19 protein-coding genes are annotated in these 26,083 nt (G+C 66.4%); 17 read left to right on the top strand and 2 right to left on the bottom strand.

Going from position 1 to position 26,083, the window contains the following annotated elements; all coding sequences use genetic code 11:
* The first annotated feature begins 1 nt into the window (after window position 1).
* From EYZ64_RS13850 to EYZ64_RS13920, 17 genes are all read left to right on the top strand, one after another.
* Window positions 2-1,027, top strand: coding sequence for a CIS tube protein (locus tag EYZ64_RS13850; protein ID WP_135453947.1), 1,026 nt, complete (start codon window positions 2-4; stop codon window positions 1,025-1,027).
* Window positions 1,027-1,203, top strand: a complete 177-nt coding sequence (locus EYZ64_RS32030) for a hypothetical protein (protein WP_167857822.1) — start codon at window positions 1,027-1,029, stop codon at window positions 1,201-1,203. Before EYZ64_RS13850 ends, EYZ64_RS32030 begins: the two co-directional genes overlap by 1 nt.
* Window positions 1,196-2,278 carry a phage late control D family protein gene (locus EYZ64_RS13855; protein ID WP_135453948.1) on the top strand — a complete coding sequence of 361 codons (1,083 nt, stop codon included), beginning with the start codon at window positions 1,196-1,198 and terminating at the stop codon, window positions 2,276-2,278. The genes EYZ64_RS32030 and EYZ64_RS13855 overlap by 8 nt, the downstream gene beginning before the upstream one ends.
* Window positions 2,279-2,352: 74 nt before the next feature.
* Window positions 2,353-3,021: a phage baseplate assembly protein V gene (locus tag EYZ64_RS13860; protein ID WP_210115511.1), complete on the top strand. Its 669-nt coding sequence runs from the start codon at window positions 2,353-2,355 to the stop codon at window positions 3,019-3,021.
* The gene (locus EYZ64_RS13865) at window positions 3,018-4,559 is read left to right on the top strand and encodes a hypothetical protein (RefSeq protein WP_135453949.1); all 1,542 of its coding nucleotides are present in this window, start codon (window positions 3,018-3,020) and stop codon (window positions 4,557-4,559) included. The genes EYZ64_RS13860 and EYZ64_RS13865 overlap by 4 nt, the downstream gene beginning before the upstream one ends.
* A gap of 230 nt (window positions 4,560-4,789) precedes the next feature.
* On the top strand, window positions 4,790-8,875 hold the full coding sequence (locus EYZ64_RS13870; RefSeq protein WP_167857823.1) for an eCIS core domain-containing protein: 4,086 nt from the start codon (window positions 4,790-4,792) through the stop codon (window positions 8,873-8,875).
* A 42-nt stretch (window positions 8,876-8,917) separates the two neighbouring features.
* Window positions 8,918-10,477, top strand: coding sequence for an eCIS core domain-containing protein (locus EYZ64_RS13875; RefSeq protein WP_167857824.1), 1,560 nt, complete (start codon window positions 8,918-8,920; stop codon window positions 10,475-10,477).
* 24 nt (window positions 10,478-10,501) lie between these two features.
* Window positions 10,502-10,897, top strand: a complete 396-nt coding sequence (locus EYZ64_RS13880; RefSeq protein WP_135453952.1) for a GPW/gp25 family protein — start codon at window positions 10,502-10,504, stop codon at window positions 10,895-10,897.
* Window positions 10,898-10,907: 10 nt separating this feature from the next.
* The gene (locus EYZ64_RS13885) at window positions 10,908-13,061 is read left to right on the top strand and encodes a putative baseplate assembly protein (RefSeq protein ID WP_135453953.1); all 2,154 of its coding nucleotides are present in this window, start codon (window positions 10,908-10,910) and stop codon (window positions 13,059-13,061) included.
* Complete coding sequence (locus EYZ64_RS13890; RefSeq protein WP_135453954.1) at window positions 13,061-15,043, top strand: phage tail protein I; 1,983 nt, start codon at window positions 13,061-13,063, stop codon at window positions 15,041-15,043. Before EYZ64_RS13885 ends, EYZ64_RS13890 begins: the two co-directional genes overlap by 1 nt.
* Window positions 15,040-16,539 carry a hypothetical protein gene (locus tag EYZ64_RS32035; RefSeq protein ID WP_167857825.1) on the top strand — a complete coding sequence of 500 codons (1,500 nt, stop codon included), beginning with the start codon at window positions 15,040-15,042 and terminating at the stop codon, window positions 16,537-16,539. The genes EYZ64_RS13890 and EYZ64_RS32035 overlap by 4 nt, the downstream gene beginning before the upstream one ends.
* A complete protein-coding gene (locus tag EYZ64_RS13895) occupies window positions 16,532-18,502 on the top strand; it encodes an ATP-binding protein (protein WP_167857826.1) in 1,971 nt (656 codons plus the stop codon). Before EYZ64_RS32035 ends, EYZ64_RS13895 begins: the two co-directional genes overlap by 8 nt.
* A complete protein-coding gene (locus tag EYZ64_RS13900) occupies window positions 18,492-19,817 on the top strand; it encodes a hypothetical protein (RefSeq protein ID WP_135453956.1) in 1,326 nt (441 codons plus the stop codon). Before EYZ64_RS13895 ends, EYZ64_RS13900 begins: the two co-directional genes overlap by 11 nt.
* Window positions 19,814-21,580 (top strand): hypothetical protein, encoded by a 1,767-nt coding sequence (locus EYZ64_RS13905; protein WP_135453957.1) that lies wholly within the window; start codon window positions 19,814-19,816, stop codon window positions 21,578-21,580. Before EYZ64_RS13900 ends, EYZ64_RS13905 begins: the two co-directional genes overlap by 4 nt.
* Window positions 21,581-21,593: 13 nt before the next feature.
* Window positions 21,594-21,806 carry a hypothetical protein gene (locus EYZ64_RS13910; protein WP_135453958.1) on the top strand — a complete coding sequence of 71 codons (213 nt, stop codon included), beginning with the start codon at window positions 21,594-21,596 and terminating at the stop codon, window positions 21,804-21,806.
* A gap of 168 nt (window positions 21,807-21,974) precedes the next feature.
* Window positions 21,975-22,802, top strand: coding sequence for an AfsR/SARP family transcriptional regulator (locus EYZ64_RS13915; protein WP_135453959.1), 828 nt, complete (start codon window positions 21,975-21,977; stop codon window positions 22,800-22,802).
* 70 nt (window positions 22,803-22,872) lie between these two features.
* The gene (locus tag EYZ64_RS13920; RefSeq protein ID WP_135453960.1) at window positions 22,873-24,771 is read left to right on the top strand and encodes a glycosyltransferase family 39 protein; all 1,899 of its coding nucleotides are present in this window, start codon (window positions 22,873-22,875) and stop codon (window positions 24,769-24,771) included.
* Window positions 24,772-24,784: 13 nt separating this feature from the next.
* On the opposite strand, the gene EYZ64_RS13925 is transcribed toward EYZ64_RS13920, so the two are convergent.
* Window positions 24,785-25,675: an NAD(P)-dependent oxidoreductase gene (locus EYZ64_RS13925; RefSeq protein ID WP_135453961.1), complete on the bottom strand. Its 891-nt coding sequence runs from the start codon at window positions 25,673-25,675 to the stop codon at window positions 24,785-24,787.
* Entirely contained in the window at window positions 25,672-26,058 is a 387-nt protein-coding gene (locus EYZ64_RS13930; protein WP_135453962.1) for a carboxymuconolactone decarboxylase family protein, read from the bottom strand. Before EYZ64_RS13930 ends, EYZ64_RS13925 begins: the two co-directional genes overlap by 4 nt.
* Window positions 26,059-26,083 lie beyond the last annotated feature (25 nt).

Below are 26,083 nucleotides of genomic sequence, written 5' to 3' on the forward strand. Positions count from 1 at the left end.
CATGGGTGTCTTGAAGAAGGCGACGATCTGTCAGGTCTACGACAAGAAGACCGGACCTCCGCCTGCTGGAGCACAAACCGACCCGGTCGAGGTGCAGTTCAATCCGACGACGTTGAAACTGCAGTACACCAACGAGTCGACCGGTGGAGCCACCACCAAGGCGCCGAACCGGCAGAACGCGGCACAAGGCAACGCCGTGCTGTCGCTGGATCTGGAGTACGACACCGCGGAGGGCGACGAGAACGGCCAGCCCCTCGATGTTCGGGAAAAGACGAAACACATCGTCGCTTTGGTACGCCCCCCGAAGGGATCCAAGGGCGCGCCACCGCCCCGCATCAAATTCGTCTGGGGCAAGCTGAGTTTCGAAGGCAATGTCACCAGCCTCACCGAAGATCTCGACTACTTCGACGATCAAGGACGGGCACTGCGCTGCAAGCTGAGCTTGTCGATCAAAGAGCAGGATCTCCGGTTGCAGCTCTCGCCGGCCGACGCTGATGCCGAGGCCGCGACCAAGCCCGGGCAGAACACCACGAACGGCACGCCTGGGTCCGCGCCGACCAAGAGACCGGTCCAGACGACGCCGGCCAAAGCGGGTGAGAGCGTGCAGCAGGCGCTGACCCGGCTCAACGCCGACCCGGCAACGTGGCGGACGGCCATGGCCGGATTGACGAGCCCACTGGCGCTGTCCGCCGGTGCCCAATTGCAGCTCGGCGCCGATGTGTCGGTGGGCGCCGGCCTTTCGGGCGGCGTCGACGCGGCGGTATCCGTCGACGCGACCGGAGCGGTCGGGGCCGGCGCGGAGGTATCGGCCGGTTTCAGCCTCTCCGCCGCGGGCGGCATCGCACAAGCGGTCAACGTGCAGGCGTCGGCGAATGCCGATGCCGGCGTTGTCCGCGCACGTGCCGGTTTCGCCGTGCCGACGTCTGCCACGGTGTCGGCAGGGGCATCCCTGGACCTTGATCGTCGCGCTCAGACCTATGGCTGGTCGGTGCCGCTCAAGCCCCAGGTCAGGATTTGGACAGCGTAATGACCGTGCATGTCAACGAGATTCACACCGACGTGAGCGCCTCGTCGTCCGGTGGCGGACCGGCCGCGGGTGCGGCGCAGGGCGGCGGCCGATCCAGCGATGACGTCTGGCACGAGTCTCGGGACCGTGCCGACTGGCTGGCACTTCGGGTACGGGCGGAGGCGTTCAGTGACTGAACCTGCGATCAGCTTCGGCACCCCGGTGTTCACGGTAAAGGGCGAACCGGTCCCTGACCTGGCGCGTGACTGCGTCAAGATGGAGATCGACGAGGGTGTCGAAGGACTCAAGACGTTGCGGCTGTACCTGAATGCCGCCGGACCGGGTGCTCCTGGGCCGCCCGAAAAAATGCAGTATCTGGATGGCCGACAGGTCGATTTCGGGGTGGCGCTCCAGGTGGCGATAGGGCCCCGCAGTGGTCAACGCGTCGCGTTCGACGGGGTCATCTCGGCGATCGAGGCCGTCTTCGCCGATGCCCAACCACCTTTGGTGGTGGTCAGTGCCGAGGACATGTTCATGCGCTTGCGGATGACCCGACGCTCGCACACCTACACCGACGCGACCGATGCCGACATCGTCGATGAGATCGCCCGGTTCCACGGGTTGCGGGCCGAGGTCGATGCCGACGGACCCCGCTACGACGTGGTGCAGCAGTTGAATCAGAGTGATCTCGCGTTCCTGCGTGAGCGGGCCCGACTGACCCGAGCCGAGCTGTGGTGTGACGGCAACGTGCTGCACTACGCGTCCCGGACCAGGCGAAACGGCACCAAGCTGACCCTGGTCCAGAGCAACGAGCTGCTCGGGATCCGGCTCTGTGCCGATCTGGCACACCAGCGCACCGAGGTGGTGGTGACCGGCTATGACGCCCGGACCGCCGAGACCATCGAGGAGAGAGCGGATTCCGCCGTGGTGGCTGCCGAGGCCGCACCCGGTCGGGTGGGCCCCGATGCGCTGGAGAAGGCGCTCGGCGCAAGTGTGTCCCTGCGGGTCCGCGAAGTGGCGTTGAACTCGGCGGAGGCCGCCGCGTATGCCAAGGCCGAAATGCTGAGGCGGGCGCGGGGCTTTGTCACGGTGATGGGCACGACCCGGGGGACACCCGATATGACGGTCGGCAGCATCCTCGATCTGCGCGCCGTCGGTACCGCCTTCGAGGGCGGTGGCTACTACGTGACGCGGGTACAACACGCCTTCGACCTGGAACGCGGTCTGCGCACCCATTTCGAGGCCGAACGGTCCACTGTCAACCTGGCGTGATGCGGCGACGCTGTGGTGACGCGGCCGGGCGATCATCGACGGTAACGCGCGTGTAGTCGAGACGAGGTGGGACAGTGGCACTTCCGATGCCCGACGACGGTATGGCGCCGGGTTACTTCGGTGTCTACCCGGCGATCGTCACCGATATTGTGGACGATGACCAGTTGGGTCGGATCCAGGTTCGATTCCCGACGCTGGGGCGCGCCGGCGATCGTGACGTGCGGGCCTGGGCGACCTTGTGCTCGCCGTATGCCGACGACGATCAGGGCTTGCAGGTACTGCCCGAAGTCGGCAGTCAGGTGGTCGTCGCGTTCGAGGCGGGCAACTTCCGCCGGCCCTACATCATCGGCGCGGCCTGGCACGGCAAGGCCGCCGAACCCAGAAAACCTGCCAGGGCGAACGACATCAGGGTTCTGCGATCCCGCCGCGGCAGTGAACTGGAATTCGACGATCAGGCCGGTGCGGAGAAGGTCAGCATCACGATGGAGAGCGGGCACAAGGTCGTGCTCGACAACTCCGCCGGCGACATCACCATCCGCCACCAGAACGGCAGCAGCATCGTGCTCGATCGGGTCGGCAACGTGTCTGTACACGCCAATGTGATGGTGAAGGTGGATGCACCCCAGGTGCTGGTCGACACCGCAACGGCGACCTTCACCAACACCATCGTGTGCCAGACGATCACCGCAGGTGCGTTCGTCATCTCACCGGCATACACCCCGGGCGTGGGAAACCTGCTGTGACCACCGAGGCCGGGTTCCAGATTCGGGCGCCCTGGTATGTCCGCGAGTCCGGAACCTTCGGGCTGCGCGATGCCAGGTCACTACGGCCCAGCATCCAGATGTATTCCGGCAGTGACTTCGTCGACCACATCATGGCGGACGCCTCGGTCTATCTGACCCCGAAACCCGAGGACTACTGGGGATATCCCGTTCCGGTGAGCCCGTTCGGGACGGGACGTTCGCGGTTGTCCACCTACAAGATGATGCGCACCAAACTGCGCAAGCTTTTCCAGCCCAATCACGATCGCTTCTACGCCGTCACCGTCGAGGTGTTCTGCGATCAACCCGGCCTGCCGCGGGCGGGCGGGCACGACGACATTCAGGTGTCGTTTGCGATGCGCCGCCAGGTCGTGTCCTTTGCAGACGACGGCAAGTCGGTGCGCAAACTGGCCGCCGCACTTGTCAGTTCAGCGGCCAAGGTGGCGATCACCCCCGACATGGAAGATCCCGACCTACGCGAGGTGTGGTGGAGTGACAAGGCGGCCGGCGAATTCGCGGCGCAGAACCGACTGCTCATCGATGCGGTCACGCCGCAATCAGATCGGGAAGCCTGGGTGAAAACCGGGCAGTCGGGAGAGTGGAAGCCGTGTGACGGCAAGGGGCCGATTCCCGATGAGCAGACCTTCACCATGTGGCGGCTGCCGGCGCGCAAGGACGATTGTGCGGCGGCCGGGACCCGGTCCCTGTGGTTCGGCATCATCCCGACGTACTCGTCAGACCACGGAACGAGCAACGACGGCAAGGACTTCGGGCCGAAACTCGACGAGCACGGAATATACGAGATCGTTGCATTCGTCACCCGCAAACCGGCGCGCGGCCACGAGCATTGCCCGCCGAAAATCTGGTTCAGCACCCCCAGCGAGCCCTTCAAACTGGCGGCTCCGATGGACCCGGACGGAACGAAGAACCGGGTTATCTCCATCTCTGTTCCGGATTTTCGCGCCCTGGCAGCGCGCGCCGGACAACCGATGGGGCCCGGCGGGCTACGGATTTCGACGCCGCCCCGGTCGCAGATGGTCTTCAATCCGCTCGGCGGGATCCCCAAGCCGAAACAGGGAAACATCGGAGCCGGTGGCGGTATCTGTTTCTTCGCGTTTGAATTGTTCTTCATCGTTGCGCTGTTTCTGTTCCTGATGTTCATGCCGATCATCGTGTTCGCGTTCCAGCTGTGGTGGATGCTGGCGCTGCGATTCTGTATCCCCCCGTCGATATCGTTCAGTGCGCTGGCAACGGCCGCAGCGAAGGGTGAGTTGGACATCGCTGCCAACGCCGACTTGCGATTCCAGGTCGAGTTGGCGTTCGGGGCCGGTTTCATCGACGAGGCCGGCACGAAGAGCACCGGTTGGTACGACGCCTTCAAGGAGGCGAAGCCTGCTGGTACCGAGCGGAATACGTTGGTCAGTGATGTCGCACTGGCGGCCGATCCCGCCGCCGGGGTCATCGAGCCTCCCGCGCCGCCGGGGACCGACTCCCTCAAGGACCCGTTGTGTGGTCGGTGAGTGGTGACCGCCGCCCACCTGACAGCGCTCCACCACGACAAGCCGGCGTCGATTCACTCGCTGGTTCGGCCCCACGGGCCGACCGGTCGAGCGCCCTCGCGCACGATGTCGCGCACGTCGTTCCGCAGCCATCGCACGGGCGTTCGGCCACCGAGATCGAGGCTGACGCGATAGCCGACCGGGTTGTGCAACCGGACGCGTCCCGCCAGACGAGTGCTTCGCTCGGTCCGGTGCTCGAGTCGGTACGAGCGGTCACCGGTGTCGACATCGGGAACACGCGACTGCATGACGCGCCGCATCTCACCCGAACTCTGCGGGTTCAGGCGTTCACCCGCGGCTCGGACATCTTCACCGGCGGCCGCGCCAGTGGGCGCGTGCTTGCGCATGAAGCCGCCCACGTGGCACAACAGGTGGGGCGCGGAGTGCGCAGGGTCGACGGGTGGTCGGACCCCACCATCTCGACGCTGACTGCGCCGGAAGTGGCAGGTTGGACCGATGCCCAGGTGCGCGAAGGGCTGGCGTTGATCCTCGACCAGATCGCGCCGGTGAATCGCAGTGTGCCGGAAGGGGACCCGGATACCGAGCATGAGAACCTCCGGCTGCTGGTCGTCGCCGCGATCACCCGCCAGATCGGTATCTCGGATGATCTCCTGGCCCGCTTGCCGGTGCTCTACGGCCCGCCGACCGCGAACGTCGCCGAGATCCTCGCCCGTATCGATTTCCTCGGCGCGATGCTGAACGTCGGATTTCCCACCGAGGCGAAGACCGTCGCGGACCGGCTCAACGACTATCGTCAGCTTCTCCCGTGGCTCGACACCCCGGGCCTGCAGCAGGCCAGAAGCGACGTCGACGCCAGTGCCGTGGCGGTCGAGACGGCGGCGCGGATACACAGGCTCGCAGTCGATCCCGGTGGCGGCAATGCGTCATTCTCCGCCTCCGTGGTGGCAGTGAACGGTGCCATCACCCGGATGATCGGCGGAATTCTGACGCCGCAACTGTCCACATTGGTTGCGGACGTGGAGACCGCCCGTGACGCCTGGCTGGAACAGATCGCGGACTCATTCGCCAGGACGATCAACGACGTGAGCCAAAAGATCTCCACACCAATCGATCCCGAGGGATACGGCAAGTTCTCCACGGGGCTGCGGTACAACGCCGTCCGCCCGCAACGGGACACCATCGCGGACCTGGAATCTGAGCGGGACACCGTGACGGCGGGGCTCGAGAAACTGGTCACCGACCACCCGTCGCCGTCAGCACCGCTCGAAGAGCGGCTGGGCTATGTCGTGACGAAAGGGCCCCTTCTCGACGACCTGTGCGCACGCGCGGAGAACATCCTGATGGGCGTTGCTCTGTGCGAGCAGGGTGAGGTGCTGGCCGAGGCGATGTGGGAGACCGAAGGGGATTTCAAGTCGGTCACCGTCATGACGAAGTTGTCCGCAGCGCTGTTCAACCTGGTCCGCCGCGGCCACGGCGCCGCAGACCGGGCCGAGGTCCGCCGGCAGGCCGAGGAGGCCTTCGCCGGGGCGGGCGATCGTGCCGATACCCTGCGCTTTGCCCAACGGATGGTGGTCTGGATCGCCAATATCGGTGCGACCTTGCTGGGGATCGGTGCGATGCGTGCGGTGATGGCGGTTCCGGCGATCGCGGGGCTCGGCCGGACCGGGGCGACGATCATCGGCTCGCTGGCATTCACCGGTACGCGGTTGGCGATCACGGCCAATCAGGGGCGTCCGGTCACCCTCGGCGGACTCCTAGAGGACGCAGCCAAGGACTACCTCCTGCTGCGTCTGCTCGGCGGGGTGGATGCCCGTATCGCGGCACGGGTCGGCGATACGGGGCTGCTCGCCGGCGCCGCACGACTCGGCGGTACCTACGGCACTCTGGTGGGTTGGACGCTGACGTGGAATGCGCTGCAGCCCGGCACCCCTGGTCCAACGGGCGCGAAAACAGCGTCGACCGGCGAGGTGCTGGTCCATACTGGGGTCGACCTGGCGCTGTTCATGATCGCTGAAGCGTTGGTGCGCGCCCCGGTGCTTCCCGCCGGGGAGACCACAATTCAGCGCGATGCCGCCGCCTCCAAACAAGCTCGTCTGGAATGGGAGTCGTTGCGCAAACAGCTGCAGGCCGGCGGCGAAGCGCTTCGGAAGTGGCTGAATGGACCGCGTGACAACGTCGCGGCCGGCGACAAGTCCATCGTCGGGGTGGTCGAGCTGCTCGGCCGCACCAAAGGTCTGCACGCGCGGTTCGCCGAACTCGGTGAGATCACGGCTGCGCAGCGGGCCCAGCTCGACGGCCATGCCGACGCGATGTTGGAAACCGTGCGCAATGCCCGTGACGAGGTACGGATGGACGTGCGCAGTGCCGGTCCCGAGAGCTGGTCCTACCGAGGATCGGCCGAGAACATCGCGGCTTACCTCGAGCGTCTGAGAACGCAGGGCAGACTGACCGAGGTCACGCCCGCAGGTAACAACATCTTCTCGGTCCGTGACTCCGACGGCACGATTCAGTGGTTCTTCCCTGCTGGGACAGGGCCGCCGGTGGTTTTCGACGCAGTCGCCGACGCTGTGAAAGTCTCCGCGCCCGATGTGCCCGACGTGATCCGCGGCAAGGCGATCACGCATCTACGCGGCGCGAAGTGGGGCGACCTCGGTACCTTCGCCGGCAGCTTGCGGCCCGGACGTGGCTCAGGCTTCGTCGGGTGGGCCGCGCGCGCCGACGCGGGCCGGGCATTGGCCGACAACAAGCTGCCGATGCCCGTTGTCCGGGTGCTGGCTGAAGGGCCGCCCCAGCAGCTGGCTCCGATTGCGCGCGGCGACGCCACCGTCCTGCCCGAGTGGTATCGGCAGTGGAGTTCCGTGCATCCGGATAAGCCGGCGCAGGAATTCGTCACGGCCATGACGGACATGATCGCGTGGCGGGGCAGCCTGGAGGGGCTCAGCACGTGGGAGATCGGCAGCGTGATGAGCCGTCGTGAATACGCGATCGTCCCGCACGAGCTCGCGCTCACGCCACCGGTGGCCAGCATGGGGGTGCCGGGCGCCAAGACCTCGGTGTACACGCCGGATATCCTGGGACAGTTGAAGAACGAGGCGGTCGCGGGCGCGCAGTACCACGATGCCATGCGCTATGACGCACATTTCGTCGTGGAGATCGTGGACGGCCGGATAGCGCGCTTGTTCGAGATCAAGCCCGACGGCACCATCGTCCGTCGCGTTCCCGTGGCCGAACACCTGGCGACACTGCGCGACATCCTGGGCAAGGTCGAGGCGACCCGGGACGAAGCGTCGGCCCGAACCGAGCTGGCCCGGTCCGACCCGCTGCTCAAGGATCTTGATGCGTTACTGGATTTCCGCGAAGGCGTTCCGGCCAACGACATCCACCTGATGGACGCGCTTGCTCACCACCCGCTGAGAAATCCCAGCGGTCCGGCGCGGCCCGCGTTCGAGCCCACGGCCAAGCCTCGCAAACCCTCCGAAATCATGTCCGCGCTGAGCGATTTCGGTTTGGAACCGCACGAGATCGTGAGCTTCGGGGGCGAGGACGCCTCCACTCTGGGGACCCGCTCGGCGGGACGAGTGGCACGGTTGGGCGAGCATTTCACCCCGGCCGATCTGAAGGCTCTGGGCAAGTTCCTCTGGGAATCCGACCTCGTGCTCAGCGACGCGATGGTCGATGCGTTGATCGGCAAGGTGGCGCCCGGTCGGCTGCCTTCAGCGTTGAAACACATCGAGATTGCGCTCGAGCATGCGGCCGCGACCGAGACCGCCTTCGATATGGAAGGCGCGCTCGGCGTTACGGAAACGGCGCCGCGGTCACCGCGCGATGACGCCGGTGACTTCCGGCGGGAGCCCGCCTGGCGGGTCGCCGAGCGGGAACTCGGGCCCGTCCTGGAGGCGATGTTCGGTCCGGGATGGGTGACGGGCCGGATCCAGGCTCCCGGGGCGCGACCCGGCGAGACCCTGGGCAGCACGGTGCCCGAATACTATCGGCCTGATCCAAGTGGGCAGGGCGGCAGGTCTTTTGAAGTCAAGCGGTTCGATGTCGCCGAGCTCGGCATCGACCCCGATGGCCAGGTGACGGGTACACCGTCACAACGGTCCACCGACGCGCTGGCCCGGGCACGTCGGCAGGTCGAGGGGCGCCGCTGGGGAATGTCCGGATACGAGCAGAACATCGTCTTCAACGTGACAGGCCAAGGGATTCGGGACGTCGCCGCCGTCGGACGTCAGCTGCAGGCGCTGCTGGAGACATCGATGGTGCGCTACGACAACGTATACGTGCAGAACGGAAATCAGTTGGTGCAGATCCAGTAGTAGATAACGTTGCGGTGACGCGAGCTGAGGATCGTCCTTGGCGTGGACCGTGATCTCGGCAATGGCCGACGGCTCTCGGATGCCGAACGTCGCCTGCTCGGCGACGACAAGACCTTCGACGCCGACCGGGTCCGCCTGCACACGGGGTCTGAAGCCGCGGAATCGGCCGTCGCGCAGGGCGCATCGGCCTACGCATACGGTGACGACGTGGTGTTCGGCCCCGGCAAGTACCGACCGGGGACCCAGGAGGGGGACGGGTTACTGCGCCACGAACTGGCTCACGTCGTCGCCCAATCACGGACCTCGGCGCCGCCGAAGATCGAGCGCGACGTCGATCCGCCGACATCGGGCGGCACGTGGACGAAGGACGAAGCGCAGGCGAACTTCACCATCGTCGCGATGAACCGCTTGATGGCGAGCAGCATGCATGCGGGTACGACGATTCTGGGACCAGGATTTGAATCCTGGTCGAATCCTTCGATATTCAAGATCCGGGCGCCGGAGACGCTGCGCCTGCACAACACCTTCTGGGTCGATCCCGGTGATGCCGTGTTCCCGAGTGATCAATTCACGGTCGCGATCACCAACGACATGACGTACACGGCCAAAGACGGGACGGTTCTCGCCGAAGCGCATTATCGCGACGACCATCCACGCTATGACGGTCACCGCACGGCACTCGATGTGTCACTCGGATCCAAGACTCCCGCGGCGAGGGACATGCCGATCCATCAACTCCAGATCGATCGGGCGGGAACATTGCAGTGGAGCGTCTACTTTGATTTCGGCACGACTGGCAAGTCCATCATCGTCGTCGCCGACTTCGAGATCGAAACGGACAGCCCGCCGCCTGCCGCCGGAGCGAGCCCGGCAACGCCGGGAGGCGACGAGAAGCGGCCACCCTCCAGTAATCCGTTCCGGCCGTTACCCGCACCAACGCCCCAGAACACCGTCGGCCAGATCACAGTGCTGACCGAGTTGATCGAACGTGCCCAGGACGCAGCGACCAAAGATCGGCTGGTGCGGACGCTGCGTGACCTCCTCGCTTCCTTGCAGCCGGTTCTGCCCAAGGATGAAGCGAAGAAGATGATCGACGACGCCATACGGCGGTTCATCAACGACGGGATCAAGGACGGGTTGATGAAGATTCTGGAACTGGTCGTCGGTCGTTCCGCCACTCGGATGCCCGACGGCCCGCCGCCGACCGGACCCAATGTGCCGCAAGCTGATCTCGGTGAGCACAAGACGCCGCAGCTTACGTTCCCCCTCGACGTCATACCGAAGCCACGGACCAAGCTCGGATTCGAGTTCAAGGACATCCGTGGCACGCAGGTGGGCTCGTTCATCAGATTCCACCTGGTGGTGCCGGCGGATTACGACAGCCTGGGAGACGGCGGGGCCAAACGGATCGTTGTCGTCCCTGCGGGAGCCACCGACGGTCCTCCGGTCACAGTCAAATCGCTACCCGTGACGGCGAAAGAGCCTATCGAAGTGGAGATCCGTGCGCCGTCCGAGCCCGGCCGCTATGTGTTGGAGGTGTGGGCAGGCATGACGTGGGTTGACGAGTACACCGTCGATATCGTCCCGGCAACGCCCCGGTGACGCCCGGCCGCCGACACTGCACGCATGACCTCCAACGTGGCTGACGCGTGGCTCGGTACCGGCCTGAGTTTCCCCATGCGGCCCGAGAAGACGGGGCTGCTGCCGACGGTTGACGGCATGGATCTGGTTCGGCAGTCGATCGAGATGATCCTGAACACCGAGCCGGGGGAGCGGATCATGTTGCCCGACTTCGGGTGTGGTCTGCGCCGGTATCTGATGGAGACGAACTCGTTGATGACTCGTTCGGCGATGGAGAGCGATATAACCGCGGCACTGGAGAAGTGGGAGCCGCGGATTCGATTGACGAACGTTGCGGTGACGCCGGGTGAGGAACCTTCTCTGGTATGGATCGAGATCGCCTACGTACGGGTTGCCGACCGCAAGCCGGACAACCTGGTGTACCCGTTCTACCTGACCTAGGGGCGTCGTCATGGCGCTGATCAGTCCGATACTCGACAACCGGACCTTCGAGCAGCTGCGTCAGGAGCTGGTTGACCGCATCCCGGTCTACACCCCCGAGTGGACGAACTTCAACCGCAGCGATCCAGGCATCGCCCTGCTCGAGTTGTTCGCCTATCTCGGTGAATCACTTCTGTACCGGTTCAATCAGATCCCGGACACCACCAAGGTCGCGTTCCTGCGGATGCTGGGTGTCACGCCACGCAATGCGGAACCGGCCGGCACCGTGGTGGCCTGCAGTACAGAACTTCCCGAGGGCGTCGAGGTTCCGCGGGGCAGCATCGCCAGTGGCGGCTCGGTCAAATTCGAAACGCAGGGTGACATCGTCGTCTGGCCGATCAGCGTGATCGCCGCAGCCAAGATTCGCGTCGCCGACGCCGATACGCAGGCCGAACAGGACCGCAGGTCTGACGCCGCCCACCGGGCGAATCTCGATCCGACGATGGCCGCCTTCTACGAGACCGCCCAGATACCGGCAGACCCGACCGAACCCGGTGCCGCGCCGGTCGACATCAGCGCGAGCATCGACCATTTCCTCTGGATCGCCGTGCAACGCACGAAGACCACCGACCTGTCCAAGCTGTCCGGGCGAGGCGTGTACATCGGGATGGCGTTCGACACGACGGTGGCCGAACCGTTCGCGCTGCAGAACCTCGACGCGGCCGGAGCCGCGGCATTCGCGTCACCGCAACTCACGGTGGACCCTCCCGCGATGTTGTGGGAACTGTGGCAGGGCCCGGACGCCAAGGTGGCGTTCACCACCCTCGACATCGGTGACGACACCACGCGCGGCCTGACCACCACGGGCACCGTCGAGGTCATCCTGCCCAAGACGCTTCCGGTGCTACCGGTCTACGACCCGGTCAACCCCGGTGGCGGCGCCGACAGCCCACCACCCCTGATCGATGAGAAGGACCAGGCCAACGTTGTTGCGTGGCTTCGGGTATCCCGACCGGCGCAGGTACACATCAATGATGCGATCCGCAATGTCAGTTGGATCGGGGTCAATGCCGTCGGCGTCATCCAGTCGTTGACGGCGACACCGGAGTTCCTCGGTACCGGTGACGGCGACACCGACCAGCGCTTCCCCTTGGCGCAACGGCCCGTGCTGCCGGGCAACGTCGAGCTGGACGTCGAAGAGACCGACGGCTGGAAGCCCTGGACGGAGGTTGCGCCGTATGCGACCGGCGGCGTCGGCGCCTCCACGTTCACGGTCGACTACGCCGCCGGTGCGGTGACTTTCGACGGTAAGGAGGTGCCGCAGCGAGGCCAGCGGATCAGGACACGGTCGTATCGATACGGCGGGGGAGTAGCGGGAAACGTTGTCGCGAAATCGATCTCGAAGATCGGTACCGCGGCCGCCGGAGTAGATGCCGTCAATCCGTTCCCTGCGACGGGAGGGGTGGATCCCGCCTCCCTGGCCGACGCCCTCGACGAGATCCCCGCGCGGGTGCACCGGCGGGACCGTGCGGTGATCGCCGACGATTTCCGTGATCTCGCGTTGGAGGTCGCCGGGGTTGCCCGGGCCGAGACGCTGCCACTGTTGCATCCCGACACACCCGATGTGGCCGCAGCCGGTGTGGTCAGCGTCGTGGTGTTCCCTACGGAGGACCAGCAGAACCCGTCGGCACCGATGCCCGATTTCGTGTTGCTGCGCAGTGTCGCCCGCTATCTCGATGTCCGTCGGCTCGTCACCACCGAGTTGTACGTGATCCCGCCGACCTATCGGAAAGTTGTGGTATCAGCTGGAATTCAAGTCAAGTCGGGCTATCAGGTGGATGCGGTCCGCCGATGGGTCGACACCATACTGCGGCAGTATCTGTCGGGGCTGCCACCGCTGGGCCCCGACGGGAACGGGTGGCCGCTGGGGCGGACCGTACGTCGAGCAGAGCTCGAAGCCGTGGCGGTGCAGGTCGAAGGCGTCGAGTACATGACAGGGCTATTGCTGGCGGTCCCGGGCTCGACGGGCTACCACACCGTGGAGACTGTCGAGCTCAAGCGTTGGGAGATGCCCGAGATCGTCGGCCTCACCGTCGTTTCCGGTGAGCCGCTGCCCGCCGGTGTGCCCTACGAACCCGCGCCACCGGAAACCGAACCCGTACCGCTGCCGCCGGACGTGTGCTGATGGCTGCCGACCGAGCGTTGAGCCTGGTGGTCGAGCCCGAACAATGGGCGGACTGCCAACTCCGCGACACCGTGCCCTTGCCGGGCGGTGGCGTCGAACTCGGTTGGACGGATCGGCCCCAATCCACCTCGTGCCCGGATGAGCGTCAGACTGTTCCACCCGGCGGGCTGGCATTCGACCATCAGTGCCGGGCCTACCGCAGCCGGGCGCACGCCATCGATGTACTGAGCCCCGGCTCAACGGAACGGCGCACCGTGCCGGGGTTCCCGGCACCGCGCGGCCTGGCCGTCGACGAGGCAAACCGGCTGTATGTCGCCGACGGGGCCGAACGTGCGGTCCGCGTGCTCGACCTGGATTCCGGTCGTGTACTTCATCGTGTCGTCATGTGCGGGGCGCCGGTCGACGTGGCCGCGCAGTGCGGCGGGGTGGTCGCGCTGATACCGGGTGCCGAAACACTGTTTCTCATCGAGGGCAGAAGCGGGCCCGCGGCCGGGCCGGCCCTCGTGCGTCCGTGCTATCCGCATGGACTGGAGGCGATCCGGGTGTCGGCGGGACCGATCATCCTGTGGCGCAACAGCGGTGGTCAGAGCGTAGTGACACGTCCGGACGGCACGGTGCTGATCGAGACCACCGCGGCCACCGACCTGGACATCATGCCGGACGGAACGATCATTGTGGCCGGCGTGCCCGGGGACCCCTTCCGGCGATGGGAGCCGACGGGTGACCTGGAACTGGAGCCGGTGGGCGCACCGGATTTCGACGGCGGCGCCATCTGTGTAGATCCGCGCGGACACGTCGCGTACACCACTGTCGCCGGCATCCGGTGGACAACCGGATCGGTCGCCAAGCACCTGACCGAAGGGACGGTCACGATCGGTCCGCTCGACAGCCGGGTGGACCGGACCCGCTGGGGGAGAGCCTTCTTCACCGCATGTCTGCCGAAGGGCACGGCGATGTCCATCCGTGCGATGACGGCCGATGACGCATCGACGCGACCGATCTTCGACGACGCCACCGTATTCGGTGTCTACCGCCGGCCGCAGCACGACACCTGCCCTGACGAGTTCCCCCTCTATGAGGCGCCGGTGCATGCGCCTCGCGGCCGCTACCTGTGGTTGGAGGTGGCGCTCAAGGGCACCGAACGGGTGACGCCGCGCCTGCGGGCAATAAGGGTGGAACGGCCGGGGCACGCCTTGCTCGAAACCCTCCCGCGAGTGTTCTCCCGCGACGAGAACAATCCCGACTACCTCTTCCGGATGCTGGCGCCCGCCGAGGGGATGCTGCACGATCTCGATCAGAAGGCCGACCGGCGTGCTGAGCTACTGCTCGATCCGGCGACCGTGCGAGCCGATCTGTTGCCTTGGCTGGCGAGTTTCCTCGGGCTGGCGCTTGATCCGCGGTGGCCGGAGGGGGCGCGGCGGACCCTGCTGGCCGAGGCGTTCGATCTGTTCCGCTACCGCGGTACGGTCCGGGCGCTGCGGCGGATGGCCGACATCTATCTCGACCGCCAGACACAGATCATCGAGCACTGGCAGCTACGGGGTATCGGCGGGACCATACTGGGCACCACCCCCGATGGCGATAAGACTCCGAACGTCGGTGCCTCCGTGCGTGAAACAGGCACCCTGGGCCGATTCACCGTCGGTGGCACTGTTCTGCAACCGACATCGTTCGCGACCTCGGCGCACAGGTTCACGTTGCTGATACCCGGGAATCTCACCGATGAGCAATGCGAAGTGCTGACCGGCCTGCTGCAGACCCAGGCGCCGGCGCACACCGCCGGTTCGGTGCAGGAACTCGGCGCAGGCATGCGGGTAGGCACCGTCCGGGTCGGCATCACGTCGTTCGTCGGCCCGGCCGCCGACTGGATCCCGCTGCGCCTCGGTGAGGTACGTCTGGGCGCTGACGGCATCATCGGTACCCCGGCCATCGGCAGCCGGTTGGGCCAGGATTCCTACGCGGGACAGGTCCTGGTCGGATGACGGAGTTGACGATCGATCGGCTCACCGCGACCGCGGTGGCGAACAGCGATGACCGGGCCGGCACTGAATCCCGGATCAGCACGCTGCTCCAGCACGTCGCAGCGAGCCGGCTCGACGCCGCACTGGCCGAAGTGGCGCTACCGCAGGGGTATTGGTGTGTTCGCCGGCTCGACGTCGCACTGGCCCTTGACTTCGACCGGTCCGATGCGGCCCTGGAAACGCAGTGGTCACGGGCGCTCGTCGATGCGGTCGCCGCCGCGCTCGCCGACCGGTCCGGCGGTCTCGTGTTCTATCCGAGGATCGTCGATGCCCTCATCGATTTCCTGACCTCAGCGGTACGGCACGACGACGGCCACGAGTGGGCCTGGCGCCAGGTCGGGCTCCTGTCCCCGGCCGATCGCGGCGTGGGCGAGGCAGGCAGGGACCAGGCGCGGCTGGTTCTTGCCGCATTGGGTCGACATCCACGGGACGCGATTGCTGCGGTGGCAGCCTGCGTTCGAGCGATGGGCGCGACATCCCTGCACCGGGTGTTGGGCGCTACCGGCTGGACCGAGTTGGCGTCGATCGCCCTTGGTGCACTTGGCGGTTCCACCCGCATCGCGCCGGGCGTCACCGGCCTTCCGGACGGTCCAGCCCTGCGGACAGTCGCGGTCGAATCGTTCCCGGCTCAACACCCCGGCAGACCCGCTGAACGTTCGGCGGCACTGGCAGGTGATGTGGTCGGCCGTTCCGTTCTGGCGGCGGCGCTGGCCCGGATGTCCATCCGGGTCGAGCGGCCGCTCGCATGGGCCTGGGCGGTGATCGCCATTGCGGAGGCGGCTCCGTCGGTCTTGTTGCGCACTGACTCGGACACGGTAATCGCCGTGGTGGCAGATCATTTCATTCGCTCTGAGGACCGGGCGGCACCAGGCTTCCTGGGTGCGGACAGGCGATCCGAGGCTGCGGCGTTCGATGCGACGCCACCGGCTACAGAGTCGGGAAACTGTGAGCCTGCCGCGGCCGACGCCGACCGGGATGAACCCGCACAGACACTCTGGGCGGGCGCGCTGTTCTTCCTCAACACGGCCGCGGATGCCGGTATCCCCGACGAATTCTTCACCGATCCGGTCCTGGCCGGATGTCCGTTGTGGCGCATCCTCGGCGCGCTGATCCAGGCGATGGTCCCGATCTCCGCAGGTGACCCGACCCTGCTCGCGTTATGCGGGCCACCCCGGCCCGCGGAGCCGCTCACCGATGAGGAGCAGGGGCGGGTTGAGACGTACGCGTCCCGGTGGCTCGCGGTGACCGCGGAACGCATGGATGTGACCGACGAGGACCCGGCGGATGTCTGCATGCGCGTTGCTCTCCGTCGCGGCTCGATCGTTGCGGAACCCGGATGGATCGACGTGCATCTGGACCTTGACGACGTCGACATCGATGTGCGCCGTGCGGGTCTGGATCTCGATCCCGGATGGATACCGTGGCTCGGTTGCGTCGTCAGGTTCTGCTATGACTAGCACGCTGGCGCCGACTGGACGGCCGAGCAGCCTGGGATTGTCAGCGCTGGCATCCGACATCGCCATGATCCTCGCCGACGTCGTCGCCGCTGCGGGCAGTAAAGAATCGGGGGCCGCGGAGACGGCCGGGTTCCTGCGTGATTGGGCGACGACCCGTGACGCGACAGCTCTGTCGGGACCCGATCCGCTGTGCAACGTCGTCGAGCGTTACGGGCTCACCGACCCCGAGCGCGATCTGTTGCTGTTGGCGGGGCTGCCCGAGGAACACGAGGGTCTCGCGGCGACGTTCCGGGCGATGGGGCCCATCGGGGAACCATGGCCGACCGTGGGCATCGCCGCACTTGTGCTGGAGCGCAAGGAGATCGATCGGCACACCCTTCGCCGGATCATCTCGACCGGTCGGCTCTGCGGTCAGGGCATCGTGAGGATCGGTGGCAATGCCCCGTTGTTCGAGCAGGTGCTGCGGCCGGCCCCGGGCATCTGGACGGCCCTGCACGGTCACCGCAGGCTCCCGGATGCGGTGCGTGGAGTGGATATCGGCGCAGTGCCGCCGGGGCTGGCCCGATGGAGTGCACTACCCGCTGTGCAGCGGGCGGCCGCCGCGCTGACCTCACCGGGGGCCCGCACCGTGCTGGTCCAGTCGCAGGACGAGACCGTGGGTCTGGCGCGGTGCGCGGCCCTCGGGGAGACCGCCGGTGTGCAGTTGATGGCGGGCCGGGCCAAGGCCTATGACGGCGAAGCGATCAGGCTGCTTGCGCTGCATGCCGCGGCCCACAACGCTGTGGCGCTGCTCGTCGTCGACCCGTTGACCGAGCCTGCCGCCGGATCCGCTGTTCTCGACATCGATGATGTGCCGGGGCCGCTGCTGGTCTGCGCGCCGCCAGGATCGCTGCGGGTAGGCCGGAACCGGCCCGTCATCCTGGTGCCGCTCGGCCCGGTCACCCCCGCCGACCGGCGCGACGCCTGGAGTGCGGCCCTACCCGAATTCGACAGTGCGGCCTCCTATCTCGCGGCCCGCCATCCGCTCGACCCGGCGTTGACCGTGCAGGTGGCCCTCGATGCCCGGGCCGGGTATCGGTTGGGCGACGGCGAAACGGATGTCAGCGGCATCTCGGGATTGATCCGGGCCCGGGCCGGGGTCAGCCTGCCGGCCGGCGTCGAGCTGCTGACGCCGTCGGTGCCGTGGGAACGGTTGATCCTGCCCGACGACGCCGGTGTGCAACTGCACGAGGCCGTTTCGCGACTCGAGCACCAGGCCCAAGTGCTCGAGGACTGGTACCTGAATGGCCAGGCCCGCGCGTCGCGCGGATGCCGCCTGTTGTTGACGGGTCCGCCGGGGACCGGCAAGTCGCTGGCCGCCGAGGCGCTGGCGACCGCTGCCAAGACGGACCTGTTGCAGATCGACGCCAGCCAGATGGTGTCGAAATGGATCGGGGAGACCGAGAAGAACCTTGCCGCCGCATTCGACGTCGCCGAGCGAACCCAGGCCGTGCTGTTCGTCGACGAGGCCGACTGGTTGTTCGCCGCCCGCACGGAGGTATCCGACGCTCACGACCGCTACGCCAACCTGGAGACCGCATACCTGCTGCAGCGGCTCGACCGATTCGACGGCCTGGTGTTGCTGGCCAGTAACCTGCGCAACAACATCGACGGTGCGTTCCTGCGCCGCATGGACTTCGTCATCGACCTGCCGCTCCCAGATGAACCAGCCCGCCTGGCGTTGTGGTCACTGCACCTTCCGGCCGGGCATCTGGCCGGCGACGTCGATCTCGACGTCCTCGCCCGGCTGTACCCGGTTACGGGCGCGGCAATCCGTAACGCATCCATCGCGGCGGCCTTCATGGCCGCATCCGAGAACCGGACAGTCACGCAGAACCACCTCATCACAGCCGTGCGTCGTGAATACACGAAGGCCGCGATGCCGTTCCCCGGCGAACCATCGAGGAGACGAAATGACCTGTAACCACACCGAAACGGTGTCCTGCACATGCGACTCGTGCATCACTGACTTGGCCTCGAATCCGTTTCTCGCCCTCCGGGTCGCGTACGGAATGTTGCTCGGGGAGGACGACTTCCGGGTCCTCGCCGGCAATCCTCGTGGCAAGCAGATGCTGCACTCGGCCTGGTTGCACCGGTCCGGTGTGGTCTGGGGCTACCAGGCGTGCATCGAGGGGAGACGGGAACTGCGCGTCACCGCCGGACTGGCGATCGACGGACTGGGACGTGAACTCATCCAGGAGACCAGCTGGTGCGTCGACTTGCGCGACTGGGTAGAGCACCACGGATCCGTCGTACCGGAAGGTTGTGGCAAGCGGAAGTTCACGGTCTGCCTGGAGGTCGCTTTCGACTGCTGCCGCACCGCGCCGGTGCCCACACTGGCCGACCCGTGCGACGTCAGCCGTAAACATGACGACTACTCCCGGGTGGTCGAGACCAGCAAGCTGAGCCTGCGACCCGGACACTGCATCACCGGACCACAGCCGTATCACCGCGTGCGGGTCCTGCTCGGCATCGACGATGTCGGCGAGTGCGATCCGGCCGGCGAACAGGCTCTGCATGCCCGGCACCGCGCTGCCGCGGCACCGCCCGGCGAACGCCCTGAGGTGCTGCTCGCCGCGTTCCGCGCCCTGGCTGCACTCGACGTCGCCGAGATCGCGCCACCGGACGACCCGATGACGGGGCATTCGACGATGTATCCGGTACTGCCCGAGTGCGCCGCCGTCGCGCTCGCGTGCGTGACGATCGTGGTGGACGACTCGAGCGGGTGTCTCGAAGTGGTCGACGCACATGTCGACCCCGCCTGCCGCACAACGCTGTTGCCGACCGCGACCATTCAGGAGCTGCTGTGTGGTCTGGCACCGGCGGTGATCGGTCCGGTCGCCGAGGACGCCGGAGGGCCGCGCGTGCGATTCGTCGAATGGTCGCAGGACGAAACCGTGTGCACGATCCACCTGACCAAACCACTCAACCCGGGGTCGGCGGGCCGGCGCGCCGTCCGGATCACCTCGCTGTCGCACCGCGGCTGGGTCGACGAGGACGTCGACACCGTGCACTACCGGCCCGGGGAAGAGCGAATCGTGGTGACTCTTGCCGACGCGCCTGCATACGACACGGTCCGGGTGATCATCCACGGCACCGGTCCGACACCCGTGTTCGGGGAGGACCCGTCAGTTCCACTGGCCGGGCTGGTCGATGACCCACCGGGCTCGCGCAACGACGGCCACGACGCGGTCCTCGTTTTCGAGAAGCCGCTCTATCCGACGGAGGCAGCACAATGACCACCTGGAAACCGGTGGACACGTCACCGCAAGCGGCCCCTGCGCTGCCGCAGCCGCCGGAAGTGACGGTCGCCGACAGTGGGCTGCGGGCACTCAACGCCGCGAACGGTCTGTTCCTGCGCGCCGAGCACCTAGGTCAGATGCAGGCGTACGCAGAGGAATTCGCACTTCTGGCCGGTGTCGCAGCGGGCCCCGGCGTCGATTACGGATACACCGTGGCACTCGACGGTCCCAACCTTCACGTGGCGCCGGGCCTGGCGATCGACGGTTCCCGGCGGCCGCTGCGGCTGGTCAGCGACGTCACCCTGAAACTCGACGCCCTGCCCGAACTCGGCGCCAACGAATTCTGGGTGGTCGAGGTGGTCGCCGCCGACCCGCGAGCCGCGGGCAGCGAAGCGGTCTACGGAACACTCTGCAGCGACCCGTGCGGCGGGGCCACCATCCGGCCGTGGCTGGACGCGGCGGTGACGATCAGGCTCAGCCGTGACAGCCTCGACGGGCTGGCCGGCGCACCGGCATCATTGAAGCGAAACCGGCTGGCGTCACGGTACTTCGAGCGGGAACGGTCCGGCTCGGATCCGTGGCTCACACCGACCGGTGGGGGCCGTCCGGTCGGTGGGCCGCTGGGTAGGCTGTGGCGGGCCGGGGCTCCGGAATCGGCCGCACCGTCCGGCCCGGTGCGGCTGGCGGTCCTGTTCCAGGTCGGCGGAAAGTGGGTGGTGGACACCTGGACTGCCCGCCGCGACATCGGCGACGGACCGGCCCGGGCGGTGTGGGAGAACCGCCTCGGGTTGCGGCCGTGGAACATCTTCATGGCGCAGGTACTGCAATTCGAGGCACAACTCGTGGATACCGGAGCCGGGCTGACGGTCACGGGTGGTAGCTGCGAGGACAAGCAGCGCAAGCTGATTCACGACTTCGAGGGCCTGCTCCACCAGAAGGGAAGGCAGACGCGGCTGGCCGACGAGCTCAAGAGTTTGGTCGAAGCGCAGCGCGATCGGCTCGACGAGGAGCTGCGCGAGGCGGCATTGGTGAGCAGCTTCGAGGAACTCCCGCCGGCAGGCGTCCTTCCCCGGCCATCGGATCAGGCCCCGGATCAGTACTTCAAGAGCTTGTTCGGTACGGCGGTCGATCTGGAGGTCGTCGAAGTGCGGGCCGACTGCGCGCTCCGGGCGCTCGAACAGGCCCAACACCTCGACCGCATCCCGGTGGCGGCGGGAACCGCGCCACATCCGTTCGTGCAACTGCTGGTGCCCGTTGCCGCCAGGACCGACCTCACCCAGCTGAAACCGCAGGGGGAATACCCGTGGATGGTGTTCGTCCGGGCCTGCGGGCCGCCGAAGGTCGACAAGGTGCCGGTCTATCTGGTGGACGTGGAGGAATTTCCGGGTGCCGGCAGGGGGTCGCGATGGTCGGTGGTGGGGAAATGGGTAGGGGAACACACGGAACTTCTCCTTTCGGCGAGCAAGGTGGCGACATTGAGCTTCCCCGTCGATGCATGGGCACGCCCCCAAACCGACACCGAATTGGGCAAGTTGCAAGCCAAAGTCGACGAGAGCACCGATTACCGGTTGATGGTTCTGGCCACCACCGCGTCGGGTTCAAACCATCGGGTGGCACTGATGTCGGTGCGTTCCGGACTGCTCGGCGTGGACCTGCTGCCGTTCGATACGTGGCGTGAGAACGAAGTGATCGTGCCGGCCTACGACCACACCCGCCTCGCCGAGGCGATCTTCATCATTCGAACCCCGCAGATTCGGTAGCGAGTCGGCAGTCATGAGTAGCGATGAGCCGATGACGTCGGGCGTGTGCTCGGTGAGCGTGGACGTCCTCGAAGGCCAGGTTCTCTTTCGGGTGATGACGGTGTACCTGGCTTCGCGCGATCTTCACGCCCGCCGGGTCGAGCGAGTGGAGTCTTTCACCGATGCGGGTGCGGCGATTGATGAGGTGGCCGCATTTCTGAGGCGCTATCAAAGCGGTCACGGCTGACGCCTATTCAAAAATCGAGTAGTCGACTACTCGATTGATATGGACGAGACGATGACATGATTATTCATGCCATTGAAGGCGACACGCCAAAGGTGCCAGTCGTGACAAGCCGGTGACGGTGCGTGGTTAGCCTCGTAATACTGCAATTCCCACAACTAGGGGCGGGCTATGAGCGGAATTCACCAGGAATGCGATGTGCAGGTCGCATCCGGCAATCGCATTCCGACGGTCCACTTGGTCAACGGGCCGTATGTCTCCATCGGCGCGGAAAGGCGTGAGGTTCCTGAAGGGAGCAAACGGCTGCTCGCGTTCATGGCCCTCCAAAAGGGAAGGCTGGAGCGACGATACGTCGCCGGAGCGCTGTGGCCGCTGGGAGACGACATTCGCGCCGCGGGGAATCTGAGGTCGGCGCTGTGGCGCCTGCGGGGCGCGGGAGTAGACGTTGTCGACGCGGATAAGTGGTCGATCGGGCTCGCCGAACACGTCGCGGTGGACATCGATGCAACGTCCAATTGGGCGCGTCGTATTCTCGCCGGCGACCCGCTCTATGGTGATTTCTCCGATTTCGGTGAGAAAGTTCGGGCACTTGATCTTCTTCCGGGTTGTTACGACGACTGGGCAATCACCGAGCGGGAGCTAATGCGCCAGAAGATTCTGCACGCACTGGAGAAGATGAGTCAGATGCTGACGGCGCAACACCGGTTCAGTGAGGCGGTGGAGTCGGCGATGGTGGCGGTGGGTTGTGAACCATTGCGTGAATCCGCTCAGCGGGCGCTGATCTCGGCGCACCTGGCCGAGGGCAACTTGGTCGAGGCCCGCCGGGTGTTCTGCGCGTACGCCGAGGTGCTTCATCGCGAATTGGGCGTCGATCCCTCAATCGACCTTCAGGCGCTGGTTCATCTGACGCGCCGCGTCGAACCCCGCCGGCCGGCCATCGTCGATCGCCCACGGATAAGCGCGGGACACCTGATGCCGGTCGTCGCGCCGATTTCGTAGGGCGCGTCATCACAGCAGATCCCCGGCGGCCACATAGCTCAGACAAAGGCGGCCCCGACTTAATGGACCTGTGACGACGACGTTGGAGGATGCCTCCGCCGAGCCTGCCCTCGAAGCCCCCCGAGGCACCCCGCGGATCGCTCGCGAGCGCCTGGCGCTGCCCGCGCTCCTGGCCGCCACCGCCCTGGCTTACCTGTGGAACATCACTGTCAACGGTATGGGTAATCAGTTCTACGCGGCCTCGGCCTGGGCCGGTTCGCTCAACTGGGAGGCGCTGCTGTTCGGATCGCTGGACCCGGCCAATTTCATCACCGTGGACAAGCCGCCGGTGTCCCAGTGGGTGATGGGTCTGTCGGGCCAGCTGTTCGGGTTCAGCAGCGCCAGCATGCTCATCCCGGAAGCGTTGATGGCTGTCGGCTCGGTTGCGCTGCTGCACGGTGCGGTCCGCCGCATCAGTGGTCCGCGGGCGGCGCTCCTGGCCGGTGCGGTCTTGGCGCTGACGCCGGTGGCGGCGTTGATGTTCCGGTTCAACAATCCCGATGCGGTGATGGTGTTGCTGATGACGGCTGCCGCCTACTGCGCGGTGCGCGCATTGGACAACCACGGTGCCCGTTGGATGGCTCTCGCCGGAGTGGCGCTGGGGTTCGCGTTTCTGGCCAAGATGCTCGAAGGGCTGATGGTCATGCCGGCCATCGGGCTGGTGTACCTGGTCGCCGCAGCGGTTCCGATGCGTCAACGTCTGCTGCACCTGGCCGGCTCGCTGGTGGCGTTTCTCGCCTCCGCCGGATGGTTCGTGGTGCTCACCTTGGTGTGGCCGGCCTCCTCACGGCCCTACCTCGCCGGATCCACCGACGACAACTTCATGAACCTGGTGCTGGGCTACAACGGGTTCGGCCGGGTTCTCGGTCACAACCACATGGGTGCCGGGCCGGTCACCGCGGCCGAGGTGGCCGGGCTTCCCGCCTCCACGCCGCACGGTGGTGGGTTCGGCAATCAGACCCACGGCCTACCGCGCCTGTTCACCGGCGAGTTCGGCTTCGAAATCGGCTGGCTGCTGCCCGCCGGACTATTCGCGGTGGTGCTGGTACTGATCTCGCGGCGCGGGAAGCCACGGACCGACCTGGTCCGCGCCGGAACCATCCTGTTCGGTAGCTGGCTGCTGATCGACGGGTTGGTGCTCAGCTTCATGAAGAGCATGGTCCACCCGTACTACTGCCTGTCGCTGGCGCCGGCGCTGGCGGCGATGTTCGCGATCGGCGTTACCGAGATGTGGCGCCGGCGCACTGACCGGCTGGGCCAGATCGGTTTGATCACCATGCTTCTGGGCACCGCGGCGTGGAGTTTCTGGATCCTGGGCCGCAATGCGTCGTGGCTGCCGCCGCTGCGTTGGTCGATCCTGGCGGTGACAGTCGCGGCCACCATGGCTCTGCTCTGGGCGTTGCGGGCGGGCGCCCGCGGGATGGCGGCCGCCGCGTTGGCGGTGGCGATCATCGGAGGGCTGGCCGGATCTACCGCCTACACCGTGGCCACGCTGGGCCAGCCGCACACCGGAGGCGGTCCGAGCGTGGGACCGGCTGATCCCGACGACGGCCAGGGCCATGGGCATGGATGGAACTCCGACAATCCCGAGGTGAACGCGATGCTGCGGGGAACCAACACCACGTGGTCGGCGGCCATCAATCGGTCCGGGGCCGCAGCCGGCCTCGAATTGTCCACCGACACAGCGGTGATGGCGATAGGTGGCTTCACCGGAACCGATCCGGCACCGACGCTGGAACAGTTCCAGACCTACGTCGGTGACCGGCAGATCACCTACTACATCCTCCCGGAAACCAAGGACAAGGACCACGGCGGCTTCTTCGGCAACAACTCCCACACCGACATCTCCGACTGGGTGAAAGCGAACTTCACCCCGACCAAGGTGGGCTCGGACACGGTGTACGACCTGCGCGCACCGCTCAAGAAATAGCCGCCGCGCATGCTCATCGGTGTCCTCCTTCGACGATCACGCCCGCGGCCTTCTCCATCGGTTTGATGACGGAGGTGAAGTCGGATTCGGGGCCTTCGGCGTGCAGCGTCTGCTCCCAGATCCGTTGCACGGTCTCGGCCATCTCGGCCGGCAGTCCGAGGGTGGTGGCCTCGTCGAGGTAGAGCCGGACGTCTTTGGCCATCAGGCCGGTGGCGAACCCGTAGTCGAACGTGCGGGGGAGTACTGCGCGCGGGAACTTGTCCCGGCTGGCGTGCGTGCCGCCGGATCCGGCGTTGAGTACGTCGATCATCACGTCGGCGCTCAGTCCGGCCTTGACGCCCATCACCATCACCTCAGCGGTCGCGGCCAGGGTGGTGGCGGCCATCAGGTTGTTGATCAGCTTCATGGTCTGTGCGGCGCCGGGTTGTTCGGAGACGAAGATCGCCCGGCCGAGCACCTCGAAAATCGGGGCGAGCGAATCGAATTCCGCTCGCGGTCCGGACACCATGATCGCCAGGGTGCCGGCCTGCGCGCCGTGCATCCCGCCGCTGACCGGGCTGTCCAGCGCGGCGATGCCCTGCGCGCCGAGAGCCGCGTGATTGCGTTGTGCCGCTTGACCTCCCACTGTCGACAGGTCGACGAAGCGCTGGACCCGGGAACCGCCGGCGACGTCGGCCACCACGGACTCGGAGATCTGCGGGGTGGGCAGACTGGCCAGAATCGTCTCGGTACGGTCGGCCACAGCGCGCACCGAGTCGGCCTGCCGGGCGCCCAGCGCGGCAGCCTCGGCCAGGACATCCTCGCGTACGTCGAAGGCCACCACGGGAAATCCCGCCGTCAGCAGCCGATCCATCATGGGCCACCCCATGTTGCCCAGCCCGATGAAGCCGATCTCGGGATTCACGCACGCTCCTCGTCGAGGTCGGTGAACACGGCGCGGGCCAGCCGGAAGCTGTCGACCGCGGCCGGGATACCCGCGTAGATGCCCACCTGCAGGAAGATCTCGCAGATCTCCTCGCGGGTGACGCCGTTGGTGAGGGCGCCGCGGATGTGTGTGCTCAATTCGTTCGGCCGGTTCAGCACCGCGATCATGGCCAGATTCAGCATGCTGCGGGTCTTCAGTTCCAGACCCTCACGGCCCCACACCGCGCCCCAGCAGTATTCGGTGACCAGGTCCTGCAGCGGCTTGGAGAATGCGTCGACGTTCCCGGCCGCCTTGCGGACGTATTCCTCACCGAGGACTGCTGTCCGGATCGCCATTCCCTTGTCGTACGTGTCTTGATCCATGGTGTCCCTTTCAGATGTAGCGAGC

The sequence above is a fragment of the Mycobacterium sp. DL99 genome (assembly GCF_004762045.1).
Taxonomy (GTDB): domain Bacteria; phylum Actinomycetota; class Actinomycetes; order Mycobacteriales; family Mycobacteriaceae; genus Mycobacterium.